Annotated in this window: 14 protein-coding genes and 1 rRNA gene; 13 read left to right on the forward strand and 2 right to left on the reverse strand. The window is 45.6% G+C overall.

Going from position 1 to position 16,761, the window contains the following annotated elements; translation table 11 throughout:
• Window positions 1-979: 979 nt before the first annotated feature.
• The 13 genes from B5D06_RS04435 (at window position 980) to B5D06_RS04495 (ending at window position 15,896) form a co-directional block, all read left to right on the forward strand.
• A complete protein-coding gene (locus B5D06_RS04435) occupies window positions 980-2,455 on the forward strand; it encodes a 4-hydroxyphenylacetate 3-hydroxylase family protein (RefSeq protein ID WP_078736814.1) in 1,476 nt (491 codons plus the stop codon).
• A gap of 26 nt (window positions 2,456-2,481) precedes the next feature.
• Window positions 2,482-2,808, forward strand: a complete 327-nt coding sequence (locus B5D06_RS04440; protein ID WP_078736815.1) for a NifU family protein — start codon at window positions 2,482-2,484, stop codon at window positions 2,806-2,808.
• A gap of 72 nt (window positions 2,809-2,880) precedes the next feature.
• A complete protein-coding gene (locus tag B5D06_RS04445; protein WP_078736816.1) occupies window positions 2,881-4,167 on the forward strand; it encodes an acetyl-CoA hydrolase/transferase family protein in 1,287 nt (428 codons plus the stop codon).
• A gap of 17 nt (window positions 4,168-4,184) precedes the next feature.
• Window positions 4,185-5,300, forward strand: coding sequence for a 4-hydroxybutyrate dehydrogenase (locus B5D06_RS04450; RefSeq protein WP_078736817.1), 1,116 nt, complete (start codon window positions 4,185-4,187; stop codon window positions 5,298-5,300).
• A 63-nt stretch (window positions 5,301-5,363) separates the two neighbouring features.
• Window positions 5,364-6,719, forward strand: coding sequence for an aldehyde dehydrogenase family protein (locus tag B5D06_RS04455; RefSeq protein WP_078736818.1), 1,356 nt, complete (start codon window positions 5,364-5,366; stop codon window positions 6,717-6,719).
• Window positions 6,720-6,983: 264 nt separating this feature from the next.
• A complete protein-coding gene (gene dnaN, locus B5D06_RS04460) occupies window positions 6,984-8,156 on the forward strand; it encodes a DNA polymerase III subunit beta (RefSeq protein WP_143742610.1) in 1,173 nt (390 codons plus the stop codon).
• Window positions 8,153-8,926, forward strand: coding sequence for a 3'-5' exonuclease (locus tag B5D06_RS04465; protein ID WP_078736820.1), 774 nt, complete (start codon window positions 8,153-8,155; stop codon window positions 8,924-8,926). Before dnaN ends, B5D06_RS04465 begins: the two co-directional genes overlap by 4 nt.
• Window positions 8,927-8,929: 3 nt before the next feature.
• Window positions 8,930-10,168, forward strand: a complete 1,239-nt coding sequence (gene coaBC / locus B5D06_RS04470) for a bifunctional phosphopantothenoylcysteine decarboxylase/phosphopantothenate--cysteine ligase CoaBC (RefSeq protein WP_078736821.1) — start codon at window positions 8,930-8,932, stop codon at window positions 10,166-10,168.
• Window positions 10,165-11,073, forward strand: a complete 909-nt coding sequence (gene porD, locus B5D06_RS04475; protein ID WP_078736822.1) for a type IX secretion system protein PorD — start codon at window positions 10,165-10,167, stop codon at window positions 11,071-11,073. Before coaBC ends, porD begins: the two co-directional genes overlap by 4 nt.
• 27 nt (window positions 11,074-11,100) lie before the next feature.
• Window positions 11,101-12,768 carry a DNA repair protein RecN gene (gene recN / locus B5D06_RS04480; RefSeq protein WP_078736823.1) on the forward strand — a complete coding sequence of 556 codons (1,668 nt, stop codon included), beginning with the start codon at window positions 11,101-11,103 and terminating at the stop codon, window positions 12,766-12,768.
• Window positions 12,761-13,522 carry a 23S rRNA (guanosine(2251)-2'-O)-methyltransferase RlmB gene (gene rlmB, locus B5D06_RS04485; RefSeq protein WP_078736824.1) on the forward strand — a complete coding sequence of 254 codons (762 nt, stop codon included), beginning with the start codon at window positions 12,761-12,763 and terminating at the stop codon, window positions 13,520-13,522. Before recN ends, rlmB begins: the two co-directional genes overlap by 8 nt.
• 11 nt (window positions 13,523-13,533) lie before the next feature.
• Entirely contained in the window at window positions 13,534-13,911 is a 378-nt protein-coding gene (locus tag B5D06_RS04490) for a RidA family protein (protein ID WP_078736825.1), read from the forward strand.
• Window positions 13,912-14,372: 461 nt separating this feature from the next.
• A complete protein-coding gene (locus B5D06_RS04495; RefSeq protein ID WP_078736826.1) occupies window positions 14,373-15,896 on the forward strand; it encodes a leucine-rich repeat domain-containing protein in 1,524 nt (507 codons plus the stop codon).
• Between the two features lie 130 nt (window positions 15,897-16,026).
• Here B5D06_RS04495 and B5D06_RS04500 read toward each other — a convergent pair whose 3' ends face one another.
• A complete protein-coding gene (locus B5D06_RS04500; protein ID WP_234989554.1) occupies window positions 16,027-16,275 on the reverse strand; it encodes a DUF4372 domain-containing protein in 249 nt (82 codons plus the stop codon).
• Between the two features lie 286 nt (window positions 16,276-16,561).
• Window positions 16,562-16,672, reverse strand: a 5S ribosomal RNA gene (gene rrf, locus B5D06_RS04505).
• Window positions 16,673-16,761: the final 89 nt, after the last annotated feature.

The raw sequence follows: 16,761 nt of genomic DNA on the forward strand, positions 1-16,761 counted from the left end.
TAATGCGCACCCAGTGCGGTAGCGATGGCTCTGCTACACTCGACCTCTCTCAACTGCCACAAGAAACTTATCTTGTTGAGGTTGGAGGTAAAGCAATCCCCGTGGTTAAGCAGTAAGAATTATTACAGCTGCAGATGGATTATCCATCGGGACAACATATCCTCTACTAAGAGGCTGTACTCAGATGGGGTGCAGCCTTCTTTGGTGAAAAAGATATAGAAGACAGAGAGGAGCGTAAAGAATAATTCCTTCTTCTCCTCGTATAAGAGCCTCTTTTTACTGCACATCTTCTATTGTTTTGTGCACATTTGCAAATCTATTCTCTTTAATCGTAAGAATAACTTGGCAGAACAAAAAGAAGTACTAACTTTGTGGCAGTTATAGAAGTATCTCCATCATATCTTTTCCTGTATGTATGCCTTTGTTCGCAATGGAGAGGTGCAGTGTACGGAGAGATGTTGGGGCTTGCTCCAATAAATAGGACGCTTGGCGAAGTGCTTCCGTGCAGAGTGAAAGAATACCTATAAGGTAGGATTCCCCTCTTGATACATTCTATAATTATGAGATAGCCCGCCTATTCCGGGGGAATAGGAGACGGTGGGTGATAAGAAGGTGAGGCATCACGAGGAGCATCTTTTGTGGAAGGGGTTGTTTCTTTTGTTTAGGATGTCTTTTGTCCTCCTCATACCAAACACTGCCTAAGAAATTTGGCCCCTGATAGGAATAGCCTAAGTGCGGACTGTCAAGGGGCTTTTGTCTTTTCAGCCATCCTCTTTTGCTCTATCGAGGTGCGAGAGTTTGTAACGCAGAAAGGACTCTGTCTCCTTGTCTTTGCGCCCTGTTGGGTCGATGCAATCAGATAACCTCGACCCCAGTAGCCCAAAAGGTATTGCTTAATAATAATTAGTATAAGGATAATACAGACCTCTTGGAAAGCATCCTCTGAGGAAAGTTTGAAAAAAAGGAAAGGATTAAAGTTATGATGACGAGAGAAGAGTACATTGAGAGTTTGCGTAAACTGAATCTTCAAGTTTACTTCATGGGTAAAAAAATTGACAACCCAGTGGATCACCCTGTAATTCGTCCATCACTCAATTCGTTGGCAATGACTTACGAATTGGCTCAACAGGATGAATACAAGGAGCTAATGACAGCAACAAGTCACCTAACGGGAAAAACTATTAACCGTTTCTGCCATATTCACCAAAGTACGACAGACCTTAAGAATAAGGTGAAAATGCAACGCCTCTTGGGACAAAAAACAGCTTCTTGCTTCCAACGTTGTGTAGGTATGGATGCTTTCAACGCTATCTACTCTACTACTTACGATATGGACCAAGATTTGGGAACCGATTACCACCAACGTTTCAAAAAGTACCTCGAGATGGTACAAGAGAGAGACCTCGTGGTAGACGGTGCTATGACCGACCCCAAGGGAGACCGCAACTTGAGCCCATCACAGCAACCCGACCCAGATCTCTACCTTCGTATTGTAGAAGTACGCGAGGATGGTATCGTGGTACGTGGCGCAAAGGCACACCAGACAGGAGCTGTGAACTCTCACGAACACCTCATCATGCCTACTGTAGCAATGCGTGAGGAGGACGCTGACTATGCAGTATCTTTCGCTATCGAGAGCGATGCTCCTGGTATCTTGATGATTTACGGCCGTCAAAGCTGTGATACTCGTAAGATGGAAGAGGGGGCAGATATCGACTTGGGTAACTCTACCTTCGGTGGACATGAAGCGTTGGTAATCTTCGACGACGTATTCGTTCCTAATGAACGCGTCTTCATGTGCCGTGAATACAAGTATGCAGGTATGATGGTAGAGCGTTTTGCAGGCTATCACCGCCAGTCTTATGGTGGTTGTAAGGTAGGTGTGGGCGACGTGCTCATCGGTGCTGCAGCATTGGCAGCAGATTACAACGGTGTACCTAAAGCATCGCACATTAAGGATAAACTCATCGAGATGATTCACCTTAATGAAACACTTTATGCTTGCGGTATCGCTTGTTCGTCAGAAGGTAAGCCTACAAAGAGCGGTAACTACCTTATCGACCTCCTTTTGGCTAACGTTTGTAAGCAAAATATTACACGCTTCCCTTACGAGATAGCTCGTTTGGCAGAAGATATTGCAGGTGGTCTTATGGTAACCATGCCTGCAGAGCAAGACTTGCACGATGAAAAACTTGGACCTCTGGTACGCAAATATCTACAAGGTGCAACGGGTACGGATGTAGTAAATCGTATGCGTGTGCTTCGTCTTATCGAAAACATCACGCTCGGTACAGCTGCGGTAGGTTACCGTACAGAGTCTATGCACGGTGCAGGATCTCCACAGGCACAACGCATCATGATCCAACGTCAAGGCGACTTGGAAGGCAAGAAGCAGTTGGCTCGTGAGATTGCCAAGGTAGATGTCTCTTTAGACCAAAAACCAGCAGGTAAATAATTTATAGCCTAACGTTTTTAGTCTATATGAGTTTAAGTTTTGATGCCGTACAGGCTGTGTTGGAACAACAGGTAAATCCTTTGTTGGCTTCACATGGAGGAGGCGTCAAGCTATGTAGTATATCCCCTGAAGGTGACATTCGTGTCACCTTCAAGGGGGCTTGTGCTACGTGCCCCTCTATGCGGGAAACGTTAGATGAATTGGTCGAGGGTACTTTGCAGGGAGCTTTTCCCGAAGAGAAATTTCGTGTAATAGCCGTTTTGGATATGGACGAAGAGTTGCTGAACGAGGCAAGAGCTCTATTGCGCGCCAGACGGGAAGCACGAGAGGCTCAACAGGAGGCGCAGCAGTAACCCTCAGCTATAGCATCTAATCGACTTAAGAATACGAAATCAATATTCTCGACAATATACGAAACTAAAGTGATGGAAGATTACAAAAGCAAAGTCGTATCTGCCCAAGAGGCGATAAAAGCGATTAAGAGTGGCGACACTATAGTCCTCTCCCATGCGGCAGGTGCCCCCCAGCTCACAATCAAAGCTCTCTGCGAAAATTACAAGAATTATCAGGATGTGAAGATCTATCACATGCTGCTGTTGGGAGAAACTCCCTACTGTGCCCCCGAGATGGAAGGGCACTTCAGACACCTTACCAACTTCGTCGGAGGAAATACACGCCAAGCGATTGCTGAGGGACGTGCCGACTTTTTTCCAATGTTCTTCTATCAGGTGCCTCGCGCCCTTCGTGAAGGCACCATCCCTGTAGATGTGGCTGTGATACAGGTTTCTGAGCCTAATGCAGAGGGCTATTGTAGCTATGGAGTCTCTTGCGACTATACACGCCCTGCGGCAGAGTGTGCCAAGGTGGTTATCGCCGAGATGAACAAGCAAACCCCTTTTGTGAGGGGCAACAACCTCATCCACGTATCTAAATTGGATTATATTATAGAGGGAGACTATCCTCTATACGAAATACCTCGCCCCAAAATCGGGGCTACGGAGGAAGCGATCGGTAGCAACGTAGCAAGTCTCGTAAAAGATGGAGACACCCTACAGCTCGGTATCGGTGCTATCCCCGATGCAGTGCTTCTATTCCTTAAAGACAAAAAGGAGTTGGGTATCCATACAGAGATGTTCTCAGACGGTGTGTTGGAGCTCGTTCGTGCTGGCGTTATCACTGGCAGTCGCAAAGAAATTGACAAGGGCAAATTGACCGCTACATTCCTCATGGGAACGAAAGATCTCTACGACTTTATCGATAACAACCCCGATGTACATCTCGACTCGGTAGATGTTATCAACAATCCTTGTACTGTGATGCAGTTTGATCGTATCGTAAGTATCAACAGCTGTATCGAAGTAGATTTGATGGGTCAAGTATGTAGCGAAACAATTGGCTACAAGCAGTTCAGTGGTACGGGCGGTCAGGTAGACTACGTACGCGGGGCAGCCATGTCTGGTCATGGAGTAAGTATTATGGCGATGCCAGCTACGGCTGCCAAGGGTACCGTATCTCGCATCGTACCTATCTTGGCAGAAGGAGCTGCAGTTACTACCTCTCGTAACGATGTAGACTATGTCGTTACCGAGTTTGGGGTAGCACGCCTCAAAGGACGCACATTGCGTGAGCGTGCTAAGGCTCTTATTGCCATTGCACATCCAGACTTCCGTGCAAGTTTAACAGAAGAACTTAATAAACGTTTCTCTCATTAAAATATTACGCAGAACTCATGCAGTTACTTAAGTTAAGCACAAAAGTGCATCGCTCGGAGACTTTTGCCGAGTTTGCTACGGAGTTTGCCCTCAATGAGCATGACCTCGTACTTACCAATGATTTCCTTTATCAGCCTTTCATGAAGGCTTTGAACCTGCCTTGCCACTTCGTGATGCAAGAGAAGTATGGTGTAGGTGAGCCCTCCGATGAGATGATGAACAGCATCTTGCGCGATTTGGAAGGAGTCTCTTTCCGTCGTGTGATAGCTGTCGGTGGAGGAACGGTAATCGACATCGCTAAGCTCTTTGTACTCAAAGACCTTAAGGATGTAATGGATGCTTTCGACCACAAAATTCCTTTGATTAAGGAGAAGCAGTTGGTAATTATTCCTACCACTTGTGGTACGGGTAGTGAGGTGACCAATATCTCTATTGCAGAGATTAAGTCTCGTCATACCAAAATGGGTCTTGCAGACGATGCTATTGTAGCCGACGATGCGGTGATTATCCCCGAACTACTTGCGGGATTGCCTTTCCGCTTCTATGCGGCAGCTTCTATCGATGCACTCATCCATGCTATCGAGTCTTGTGTATCTCCTCGTTGCAATCCTTACACACGAGTATTCAGTATGGCAGCTATGGAGACTATCATCGATGTATTCCAAAAAATCGCTGCTAGCAATCCAGAAGAGCGTCATAAATATGCTGCCGAAATGCTTATCGCAGCGAACATGGCAGGTATCGCTTTCGGGAACGCTGGAGTAGGTGCCGTGCACGCACTCTCTTATCCTTTGGGAGGCAATTACCACGTTCCTCACGGAGAGGCTAACTATCAGTTCTTCACAGAAGTATTCAAGCTCTACCACAAAAAAGACCCTAACGGAGCTATCGCTCCTTTGGAAAGAGAGTTGGCTCGCTTGCTCAACTGCACGGTAGACAACGTATATGATGCTCTTGACGAATTGCTCGGTAAGCTCATCAGCCGTAAACCTCTCCAAGAGTATGGTATGAAGCAAGAGGAGTGCCGTGGCTTTGCAGAGTCTGTGATTGTAACCCAACAACGCTTGCTTAAAAATAACTATGTGCCCTTCTCGGTAGATGAGATTGAGGGTATATATACACGCTTATTCTAATCAAACGAAGAGCGTCTCTCAAAATACGATTTCAACAAATACGATAAAAAATAAGAAGTCCAAATGGAAATCAAAGAAATGGTGAGCCTGGCTCGTGAGGCTCAAAAACAGTATCAAGCTACTCATAACCAAGAATCTGTAGATAACATCTGCCGTGCTGCTGCAAAGGTAATCTACGAAAATGCAGAGCTTTTGGCTCGCGAAGCTGTAGATGAAACTCGCATGGGTGTGTACGAACACAAAGTTGCCAAGAACCAAGGTAAGTCTAAGGGTGTTTGGTACAACCTCCATGACAAGAAGTCTGTAGGTATCCTCAATATCGATGAGCGTACAGGCATGATCGAGATTGCTAAGCCTATCGGTGTAGTTGGTGCTGTTACTCCTACTACAAACCCTATCGTTACTCCTATGAGTAACATCATCTTTGCGTTGAAAACTTGCAACGCTATCATCATCGCTCCTCACCCACGTAGCAAGAACTGTTCGGCTCACGCTGTGCGTTTGATCAAAGAGGCTATCGCTCCTTTCAATGTACCCGATGCAATGGTACAAATTATCGAAGAGCCTAGCATCGAAAAGACACAAGAGTTGATGGGTGCAGTAGACGTGGTAGTTGCTACTGGAGGTATGGGTATGGTTAAGTCTGCCTACTCTTCTGGTAAGCCTTCTTTCGGTGTAGGTGCTGGTAACGTACAGGTAATCGTAGATACAGATATCGATTTCGAGGCAGCTGCAGAAAAGATCATCACAGGTCGTGCATTCGATAACGGTATCATCTGCTCTGGAGAGCAAAGCGTTATCTACAATGAAAAGGATAAAGAGGCTGTGTACAGCGCATTCCGCAACAAGGGTGCTTACTTCTGTACTGCAGAAGAGGGAGAGCGCGTACGTACTGCTATCTTCGAAGATGGCTCTATCGCTAAGGACGTAGTAGGTCAGAGCGTAGATTTCATTGCCAAGAAAGCTGGACTTACAGTACCTGCAGGAACTCGTGTTATCATGGTAGAAGCTCACGGAGTAGGTGCAGAGGATATTATCTGTAAAGAAAAGATGTGCCCTGTGATGTGTGTACTTTCTTACAAGCACTTCGAAGAGGGTGTACAGATAGCACGTACCAACTTGGCTAACGAAGGTAATGGTCATACTTGTGCTATTCACTCCAACAACCAAGCACACATTATCCTCGTTGGTTCTGAAGTTACAGTATCTCGTATCGTAGTTAATGCTCCAAGTGCAACTACTGCAGGTGGTCACATCCAAAACGGGTTGGCGGTAACTAATACTTTGGGTTGCGGTTCTTGGGGTAACAACTCTATTTCTGAGAACTTCACCTATAAGCACTTGCTTAACATATCTCGTGTAGCTCCTCTTAACACCAAGATTCACATTCCTAACGATAAGGAAATCTGGGAAATGTAATTAAAGAGTAAGTTACACAGAAGGAGCTCCTATCGGGGAGAACTTCTCTTACCAAAAGCTATCTGGCTACGGTCAGGTAGCTTTTTCTTTTTCTACTTTTGGAGCTCTTGTAGAGCATATACGATACTGTCTGATGGTATCCGCTAACCGAGAGGAATAGAAGCTCTTCATTTGGGGGGTTGTTCTTCTCTTGAGAAGCTTTTCTTATTCTCCTCAAAAAAGGCTACTTTTGTGCATAATAAACTAATAAGATTCTTTACAAATATGGAATTTAAGATCTCATCTGGGGAGCTATCTTCTCTCCTGCAAAGTATCGCCAAGATTGTGCCTCTTAACAGCACTCTTCCCATATTGTCTCACTTCCTCTTCGAGATAGAAAACGGCTCCCTCCATGTAACAGCATCCGACCAATCGTTGCGTATATCGGGAGTTCTTCCTCTGCTTTCCAGCGAGGGTAACTGTTCGTTTACGGTACGTCCCAAGGATGTGATAGACTATATAAAGAATTTGCCAGAGCAACCTTTGTCTTTTTCTTACAGTCAAGAGAACTCTTCTGTTTCGGTGGCCTTCGATGGAGGGTATTTCAAATTTGTTTGTAGCGACGCTTCTCTTTATCCCCGCAAGTTGGCTCCTGTTAGTTTGCAACAGAAGCAGGCAGAGGAAGAGCCCGTACTACACAACGCAACCCTTACGGTAGATACTTTGCGCCATGCCTTAGATGCTTCTCTTCCTGCCGTAGCTACCGATGAGAAACGCCCAGTACTAACGGGGGTTTGTATGGATTTCATACCCGAGGGGCTTACCTTCGTTGCAACAAATGGGTTCATCCTAACCAAGATGTGCGACCTTAAGACACAGGCCGTACCTGCCAAGGAAGAGCATCAACGTATAGTACTACCCCCTAAAACAGCGAACTTTTTACGTGGATTTCTCCCACGCTATGCAGGAGAGCCAGTACATATTACCTATACACAGTCAAAGGCCGTATTCTCGTTGGGTTCCGTAGAGATTTCTACTCTTCTCTTAGCAGGTCGCTTCCCCAACTATGCCTCTATCATTCCCTCAGAAAGTCCTCATCAGGTACATATAGACGGTAAGCGTTTTACCAACGTTATCAAACGTATCTATACGTTCTTGGCAGAGGATAAGTCTGTCGTTAAGCTTCAGTTTACAGAGCAGGGGATTGTGATAAGTTCAGGTTTGTTTGGCGAGGAAAAGATGGCTCAGGAGAGTTTCCCTTGCGAGGTACCTGACAACCTACGTATGACTATCGCTTTCGGAACACACGATTTGGTACAGATACTCTCTTGTATGGGAGAGAGCGATTTGGTATTCCATTTGGCCGATCAGACTCGCCCCTTGTTAGTTAAACCATCAGATCTTGAAGAGGGCAAAGACTTGCTCGGACTTATCGTACCCAAAACATTATCGGCATGAAATTAGCACTCAATCGCCCTATTATCTTTTTTGATATCGAGTCTACAGGTCTATCGCCTGTGAAGGATCGCATCGTAGAAATCTCTCTCTTGAAGGTCTACCCCGATGGAAGAGAGGAGTCTAAAACACGTCGTATTAACCCCGAGTGTCCTATTCCACCAGAAACTACCGCCATACATGGTATATCGGACGAGGATGTTAAGGACTGCCCTACCTTTCGTCAGATTGCAAAGAGTTTAGCGGCCGAGTTTGTAGGATGTGATATTGCTGGGTACAACTCCAATCGATTTGATATACCGATGCTTGCCGAGGAGTTTATTCGTGCAGGTGTTGATATCAACTTGGGGCAATATCGATTCGTAGATGTACAGAACATCTTTCATAAGATGGAGCAACGTACGCTGGAGGCAGCTTACCGCTTCTACTGCAATGAAGAGCTTAAAGACGCTCACTCTGCCGAGGCGGATACTCGTGCTACCTACGAAGTCCTCAAAGCGCAATTAGACCGCTATCCAGATCAATTACAAAATAGTGTAGAGTTTCTTGCACAATTCTCTCAACAGAGTCGCAATGTAGACCTCGCTGGACGCATTGTTCTTAACGATAAGGGCGAGCCTACGATAAATTTCGGTAAGCATAAAGGTCGCCTTGTACAAGAGGTACTACTTCAAGAACCAGGCTATTATGGTTGGATTTTAGGTTCCGACTTTACTGAGGATACAAAGAAACACTTCACTCGTCTCTACTTGGAGGCTACACGTAAAAACTAAGAAATGAAGCTACAAGGCAAGCATATCGTGGTGGGTATTACGGGCAGTATTGCTGCCTATAAGGCTGCTACATTGATTCGTTGTCTCATCAAAGAGGGGGCAGAGGTACAAGTGGTTATGACCCCTGCGGGGAAAGAGTTTATCACACCGCTCACGCTCTCTACGCTTACGAATAAACCTGTCGTATCGGAGTTCTTCGACCGTCGGGATGGTTCGTGGTATAGTCATGTCTCTCTGGGGATTTGGGCAGATCTCCTGCTTATAGCCCCTGCATCGGCGGCAACATTGGGTAAAATGGCGCACGGAATTGCCGATAATATGCTCTTAACCACTTATCTCTCTATGAAGGCACCCACATGGGTAGCTCCAGCCATGGACCTGGATATGTATGCCCACGAAGCTACACAAAACAACCTCTCTGTATTAAGAGAAAGAGGTGTACACATTATAGATGCGGGCTCGGGATTCCTTGCCAGTGGTTTGGAGGGCAAAGGGCGCATGGCAGAGCCCGAGGAGATTACTGCCGAGGTCATACGCTACTTCAAAGAGGGAGCAACGAACGTAAAGGGGAGGCATGATGATGCTCCGCTCCATGGCAAACAAATTCTAATCACCGCTGGTCCTACCTATGAAAGTATCGATGCGGTGCGTTTTGTGGGTAACCACTCTTCGGGACGTATGGGGTATGCCTTGGCCGAGGTTTGCGCTCGTAAAGGTGCAGCGGTAACTCTCGTTTCGGGCCCTACCTCCTTGCCGGACCCTGTAGGAGTTAAGACCGTGCGTGTGGTGTCGGCTCTCGATATGTTGGCTGCTTCTGAAGCTGTCTTTGCTCAGTCAGATATTGCTATTTTCTCGGCAGCCGTTGCCGATTATCGTCCCGCCACTCCCGTTGAGGGAAAGATGAAACGTGAAGCTTTGGGAGAGGAATTAGTATTACGCTTTACTAAAAATCCCGATATTGCTGCCACTTTAGGCCATAAAAAGAGGTCTCAACAGCTCTTGGTAGGCTTCGCTTTGGAGACTACTTGCAATGAGGAAGAGGCTCTTCGCAAGATGAAAGTCAAGAATATGGACTTGATGATACTTAACTCTCTCTCTGATCAAGGAGCTGGTTTCGGCGGAGCTACCAATAAGATTGCACTACTCTCTGCTACCAGTACAAAGCATTTCCCTCTTAAGACGAAAGAAGAGGTAGCGACAGACATTGTAGAGGCTATAATCGAAAAGATAGAAAGGATATGAGCAAACTCTCAAAAGGTATAATCCTTTTGCTCCTTTTGTTTATACCTTTTCGAGGTTGGGCACAGGAGTTAAAAGCAAAGGTAACAGTCAATACAGACCGATTGGGTACCGTCGATAAACAGCAATTTTCTGAGTTGGAGCGTCAGTTGTCGGATATGCTCAATAATACACGTTGGACGAATGCTGTCTTCTCTCCCAATGAACGTATCGAATGCAACTTTGCATTGAACCTAATCTCCGTAGAGGAAGAGACAAAGTATCAGGCAGAGCTCTACATTACAGCACAGCGTCCCGTCTACAATGCCTCCTACCAATCGCCTCTTTTGGTCTACAGAGACCGTGATGTAAACTTTGAGTATCAGTCGTTTGATGTAATTGAGTATAACAGTACCCAAATATCAAGTAATCTGGTCGCCTCGGTTGTCTTCTACGCTTACTTTATACTTGCTCTTGATTTTGATAGTTTCTCTCTCCAAGGGGGCAACGTGGCACGCAATGAAATGCGCCAGTTGGTCAATGCGGCAGGTCAGACCAATGCTGACTGGAAAGGTTGGAAAGCCTTTGAAAATGACTATAATCGATATGCCATTGCAGAGGCACTCAATGACCCACGTCAAGAGCCTTTTCGCAAGTTTTGGTATGAATATCACCGGAAGGGATTAGATGAATTAGTCGCCAACGTACAGCGCGGACGCACCTCTCTTCTTGAGAGTTTGAAAGATTTGGAGCTTTCTTGGCAGAATAGTTCCCTTTCGCCCCTGCTTATGGTAGTGTCTCAAACCAAATTACAAGAGATCGTACAGATTGCCAAAGAGGCTACTTCGGAGGAGAAACAGACGGCCTACAAGCTCCTTACTCGCATATATCCGACCGAGGGGAATGTACTTGATGGACTGAAACGATAATCCCTCTTTTTAGGAGCAATAGATGTTATGCTTAGCCGATTAACAATCTCCAATTTTGTTCTTATAGACCATTTATCCGTCGAGTTTACTCCAGGTTATACTTCTGTAACGGGAGAGACTGGGGCAGGAAAGAGCCTTTTTGTCGGAGCTCTCTCTCTCTTGTTGGGTAAGCGTGCCGATAATGGCATGATCAAACAGGGGGCTACGAGATCTGTTATAGAGGGAGAGTTTTCTTCTATCCCTCAACAGGCACACGAATGGTTAATACTCAATGAACTTATTTACGATGATGAAGAGCCTTGCCTGCTGCGGAGAGAATTGACCGTATCGGGGCGAGGCCGCTGTTTTATCAATGATACTCCCGTCTCGCTGGCACAGTTGGCAGAGTTGGGGGCGATGCTACTCGACATTCACTCGCAACATCAGAATCTAAGCCTTACGGGCTCTTCGTTCCAAATGCGTATGGTAGACAAGATGCTATCTACGTTTGTGCCTTTGGAGGCATATGCTAAGACCTACAAAGAGTATAAAGAGGCAGAAAAAGCCTTGGAGCAACTCACCGAAGAGATACGCAAGGGAAAAGAGGAGTATGACTACAATCTTTTCAAATACAACGAGCTAAACGAAGCCAATCTCAAAGAAAAAGAGGAGATAGAACTGGCCGAACAGGAGGAACAACTATCGCATGCCGATGAAATCAAGGCAGGTCTTTTCGATGCAGTATCTCTTCTTGATAGTGATAATGGAGGCGCAATTTCTCTCTTACTGCAGGCAGAGCGCACTTTACAGTCTGTAGTAAGCAAGGTAAGTGCATTAGAAGAGTATGCCGAACGATTGCACTCGTGCCGTATAGAACTAAAAGATGTTTGTGTGGATTTGGGTAGTTTCTCCGACAATATCGAGGCGAACCCACTATTATTGGAACAAGTTACCGAGCGTTTAGACCTGCTGAATACGCTCATCCAAAAGTACAGAGTGCCCAATACACAAGGGCTTATTCAGTTGCGAGATACCCTCAAGGCGCAACTCCAACAGCACGAAGAGCAAGATATCCTTTTGCAAGAGGCAGAACAACGTCTCAACGAGGCGCGCAAAAGTATGGACCAAGCAGCCGCTTCCCTCAGCGATGTGCGTAAAGAGGCTGCCGCAAAAATTGCTCTTCGCCTCACCGAAGACCTGCATCAATTAGAGATGCCCCATGCTCATATAGAAGTTGCCGTAACACCCGTTTCGGCACCTACTCCCTCGGGATACGACCAAATAACCCTTCTTTTCGGAGCAAATGGCAAGAAAGATATACACCCGATTGGCGAGGTAGCATCAGGGGGAGAGATAGCTCGAGTAATGTTGGCTGTAAAAGCGATGCTCGCCGAGCGAGACCAGTTGCCCACCATACTCTTTGACGAAATTGATACAGGTGTTTCGGGACGTGTAGCCGACCGAATGGGTAAGATACTCCAGAATATGGGACACTACCTGCAAGTTATAGCTATTACTCACCTCCCGCAGATGGCAGCACGCAGTGAGGCGCAGATGTGCATTGCCAAGCGTTACGATGACGATAACATAGCTCACACAGAACTAACCCTGCTTACTCCCCAACAACGTGAGGATGAGATTGCCCGCCTAATCAGTGGTGATACTATAACAGAAGCTGGAAGGGTAGCAGCGAGAGAATTATTGAACAATGATTAAAGAGAAAATTATATTTGGCATACACTCCGTACAGGAAGCACTCGATGCGGGGCAGGAATTGGATAAGATTTACCTCCGTCGAGGCATTGCATCGGAAGAGATACGTGCGATAAAAAATGCAGCTCGCAAGGCTCGTGTTCCCGTTATGGAGGTGCCTACAGAGCGGTTAAATCGCTTTACTCGAGGAGCACATCAAGGGTGTGTCGCTGTGGTTGCACAGGTCTCTTATACTCGTTTGGAGATGCTTATCCCTCATTTATACGAAGAGGGAATAGAGCCTCTTGTAGTAGTTTTGGATGGAATTACCGATACACGTAACTTCGGAGCGATAGCCCGATCTGCCGAATGTGCGGGAGCTCACGCGTTGGTTATTCCCGAGCGGGGGAGTGTTTCCGTTACTGCCGATGCCGTAAAGGCTTCTGCAGGTGCATTGATGCGTATACCCGTTTGCCGTGTTCCCTCTATCCCTGGAGCAGTAGGTTATCTTAAGGATAGCGGACTAAGTGTAGTTGTTGCCAATGAAAAGGCACATCAGAACTATTATGAAACCGAGCTCACGGGCCCCATAGCACTCGTACTCGGCAATGAGCATGAGGGGGTAAGTGTACAAGTAGCCCGTTTAGCATCGCACGAAGTGGCTATTCCTCTGCGAGGCGACATAGGTTCCTTGAATGTTTCCGTTGCAGGAGGAATACTCCTCTTTGAGATTGTACGCCAGCAAGAATTAAGAGATAAGAACGAATACCGTTATTAATATTTTGTGTTATGAAAAAAGTAATCAATACTTCCAATGCTCCTGCAGCTATTGGACCTTACAGCCAAGCCATCGAATTTGACGGCATGCTCATCACAAGTGGCCAGCTCGGATTAGACCCTACTACGGGCAATTTCGTGGAGGGTGGCGTAGCTGAGCAAACCGAGCAAGTATTCCGCAACCTCAAAGCTATACTTAGCGAAGCAGGTTATACGATGGATAACATCATCAAAACTACCTGTTTCCTCGCTGATATGGGAGACTTTGCAGCCATGAATGCTGTGTACGAAAAGCACTTCACGGGCACTTTCCCTGCTCGTTCTGCAGTGGCTGTTAAGACACTTCCTAAGAATGGCTTGGTAGAGATAGAAGTAATCTGCCGCAAGTAATTCGAGACCGTTATACGAATCTAATTTACAGCCGTCGAGGACTTTTTGCAGTTCTCCATTCGGTTAACATTGATCCCGAGAGAAGTATTTGCCTCCTCTCGGGATTTTTCTGCTCTTCTTTCTAACGTAGTCGCCCCTTAAAAATACCCTTTAATCGACGTCCATAAACCTGGTGTCATCAAAGATACGATACCTAAAAGACACTTGTCTATAGGCAAAGAAAGCCCCTTCCCATTCACTTAAGAGCAAGGAGTATCACCTTCTTTTTTAATGTCCTTTTTCAGAATTGGGATAGTGAGTTTTCTTTAATAATTATTGTATTTTTGCTACTGTTTACGAATAGGTTAGTAACCCAAGAAATCCTGCGATGCTCCCCCGAGTAATACAGCATAGGAGCGGAGCCTTTACCCCCCTCTTGACCATAAATTCTATTAGATGTTTCACTGAAATACAAGAAAAAGATGAAGAAAATCGTATCATTATTACCACTATTGCTACTCTCTGCGCAGATACTTTGGGCGCAAAGCTTCGGTAGCACACTTTCTACACCCACATCGCAACAAAAACCCGTTATAAAGGAAGAAGCTCCTGCCAATATAACGCTGAAAATTACCGACGACTTGGGGTATGATGCCGATGACGAAGAGATTACCGAGACAGCCCTACAGTTGCACTTGGGTGCTTTGAAAGAGGGAACCGCCATACAGATAGACTGGGGAGATGGCGAGAAGAGAGACTATACGATAGGTTCAAAAGACCCAGCGAACATTACTGAAACTATAGACGGAGGGGCTACTGTCAAAATCTACGGGGAACTATCACTCTTAGACGCAACAGGGAACAAAACCATTACAGAGGCACATTTCTCTAAGACCCCTGCTCTACAAGTGCTCCGCTTGGCACAAAACAAACTGACGGCTATTGACCTTAGTGAGTTGACTGCTCTCAAAGAGTTGTGGCTAACGGACAATAAGCTCACCGCTATTGACCTTAGTAGCTTGACCAATTTGGAAGAGTTTTACGGAGCTTGGAACAACTACCCCGAGCTTAAAACCCATATGAATACTAAACTTACAGTCTTAACCTGCTACAATACCGCCATTACGGCTCTCGATTTGAGCCATAATAAAGCTCTTGAAGTACTAACAGCAGGGGCTAATAAGTACACAAATCCCTTGGATTTAAGTCAGAATACTGCGCTTAAATCGTTGGACTTGGAGGGGGCAGGGCTTCCCTCTATTGATGTTACTCCGCTCGTTCGTTTGAGCAAACTCAATATGCAGGGCAACCAATTAACGGCGTTAGATATTTCTCAAAACAAAGCTTTAAGGCTCTTAGACCTTAGAGCTAATCCGATAGATGCCTGCACACTGAATGACATTTACTTCCTACTGCCCAAAGCTGAAGAGGTAGACGAAGCACGCGCCTATATCAATAAAACTACGGGCGGAGCAACTTCGGAGACGGCAATGCTTACGAACAAAGGATGGAAAGTAGATATCAAAGGCGATGCTACGGGCTGTTCTACGGTGCGTTTGCTCTGTTTACCAGTCGATAAAGGCACGTTCACAACAGAAGTAGACGGCAAGATCATTCCCTCTTGGACACCTATCACCAAAGGCGATAGGGTAACGGTTACTGCTAAACCCAATCAGCCCAATTACATTGCTCGAGTACTGCTCAACGACATGCCCATTGAGGGGAATAGCTTTGAGGCGGATAAGTATATGACCGTTACAGTGGAGTTTCTTGTAGAAGATGCTTTGGAAGAAGTGGTTCAGGGAGCTACCATCCATTGCACTGAAAAAGAGATCTATGCAGAGGGCTTATTGCCCAATGCTTCTTATCAAGTATACGATGTAGCAGGGCTCTTACTAGCAGAGGGGACTACTAATGCCTATGGGGCATTGGTATTACCTATTGAGCGTGGAGAGGGGCTACTTCTTATCCGTCAGGGTGCTACCATAATAAAGGCTATACGTTAACAGAGTATTGTTATCTTCTTTAGGTTGAAAGGTATAGTGGTTCTTATGAAACCATTATACCTTTTCAGCAAAACTATTTCCTAATACTTGGGAGGCGACGTGAATTTCCATTCATGGACCTCTTACTCTCTTAGAAATACAGTGTTAGAAGCCAATATTGTCCTAAGTGGTTGAGATTGCCGTTGGCTAAGTTAAGACCATTGGAAATGTCTCTCACTGAGTTGCAGTTTGAGAATTGGCTGAACATCATACTAACAAACTGGCTCCAAGTATCGTAACCCTTGCAATGTTTGTCTGTACCTGACTGGCGAATAATCTTTCTAATCTTTTCTTTCGGTAGTTTACCGATGGCTTGCGCAAAGAGTGTTATATCTGTCATAAAGGAAGTGGAGGAGTTGGGCACTCTTTATTAAGGTAACATTTTGTTCCTTAGCTCTGCTTCCTTTTTCTTATGACCTACAAAACGTTTAGGACAATATTGGGTAGAAGCAAGTAAACTTCATGGGAGTAAGTCCTGTATCTCGAACAGGGAATAACTCATCCAACTCCTGCTTCATCTGAGCTTTATCCCTCTTTGACCCTATATCCCATGTAGGATCATTATCTTCTCCTTCCTATAACAAAAAAAGTCCTCTGGATATACCATCCAAAGGACTCTCTCAAAAAAAAGGCAGCTACCTACTCTCCCACTGTTACGCAGTACCATCGGCGTAGTTGGGCTTAACTTCTCTGTTCGGAATGGGAAGAGGTGGAACCCCAACGCTATAACCACCTTAATAAGGCTTGACATATTCAGTAAAACACAATAGAAAACAATCAAAATCACGAACCTCTAAAGAATCTACGCGATTAATTACTCTACAAT

The sequence above is a fragment of the Porphyromonas circumdentaria genome, assembly GCF_900167105.1.
In the GTDB taxonomy this organism is placed as follows: domain Bacteria; phylum Bacteroidota; class Bacteroidia; order Bacteroidales; family Porphyromonadaceae; genus Porphyromonas; species Porphyromonas circumdentaria.

Coding starts and splice junctions, on each gene's coding strand:
- B5D06_RS04435 (WP_078736814.1), top strand. CDS start 980: ATGATGACGAGAGAAGAGTACATTGAGAGTTTGCGTAAACTGAATCTT.
- B5D06_RS04440 (WP_078736815.1), top strand. CDS start 2,482: ATGAGTTTAAGTTTTGATGCCGTACAGGCTGTGTTGGAACAACAGGTA.
- B5D06_RS04445 (WP_078736816.1), top strand. CDS start 2,881: ATGGAAGATTACAAAAGCAAAGTCGTATCTGCCCAAGAGGCGATAAAA.
- B5D06_RS04450 (WP_078736817.1), top strand. CDS start 4,185: ATGCAGTTACTTAAGTTAAGCACAAAAGTGCATCGCTCGGAGACTTTT.
- B5D06_RS04455 (WP_078736818.1), top strand. CDS start 5,364: ATGGAAATCAAAGAAATGGTGAGCCTGGCTCGTGAGGCTCAAAAACAG.
- dnaN (WP_143742610.1), top strand. CDS start 6,984: ATGGAATTTAAGATCTCATCTGGGGAGCTATCTTCTCTCCTGCAAAGT.
- B5D06_RS04465 (WP_078736820.1), top strand. CDS start 8,153: ATGAAATTAGCACTCAATCGCCCTATTATCTTTTTTGATATCGAGTCT.
- coaBC (WP_078736821.1), top strand. CDS start 8,930: ATGAAGCTACAAGGCAAGCATATCGTGGTGGGTATTACGGGCAGTATT.
- porD (WP_078736822.1), top strand. CDS start 10,165: ATGAGCAAACTCTCAAAAGGTATAATCCTTTTGCTCCTTTTGTTTATA.
- recN (WP_078736823.1), top strand. CDS start 11,101: ATGCTTAGCCGATTAACAATCTCCAATTTTGTTCTTATAGACCATTTA.
- rlmB (WP_078736824.1), top strand. CDS start 12,761: ATGATTAAAGAGAAAATTATATTTGGCATACACTCCGTACAGGAAGCA.
- B5D06_RS04490 (WP_078736825.1), top strand. CDS start 13,534: ATGAAAAAAGTAATCAATACTTCCAATGCTCCTGCAGCTATTGGACCT.
- B5D06_RS04495 (WP_078736826.1), top strand. CDS start 14,373: ATGAAGAAAATCGTATCATTATTACCACTATTGCTACTCTCTGCGCAG.
- B5D06_RS04500 (WP_234989554.1), bottom strand. CDS start 16,275: ATGACAGATATAACACTCTTTGCGCAAGCCATCGGTAAACTACCGAAA.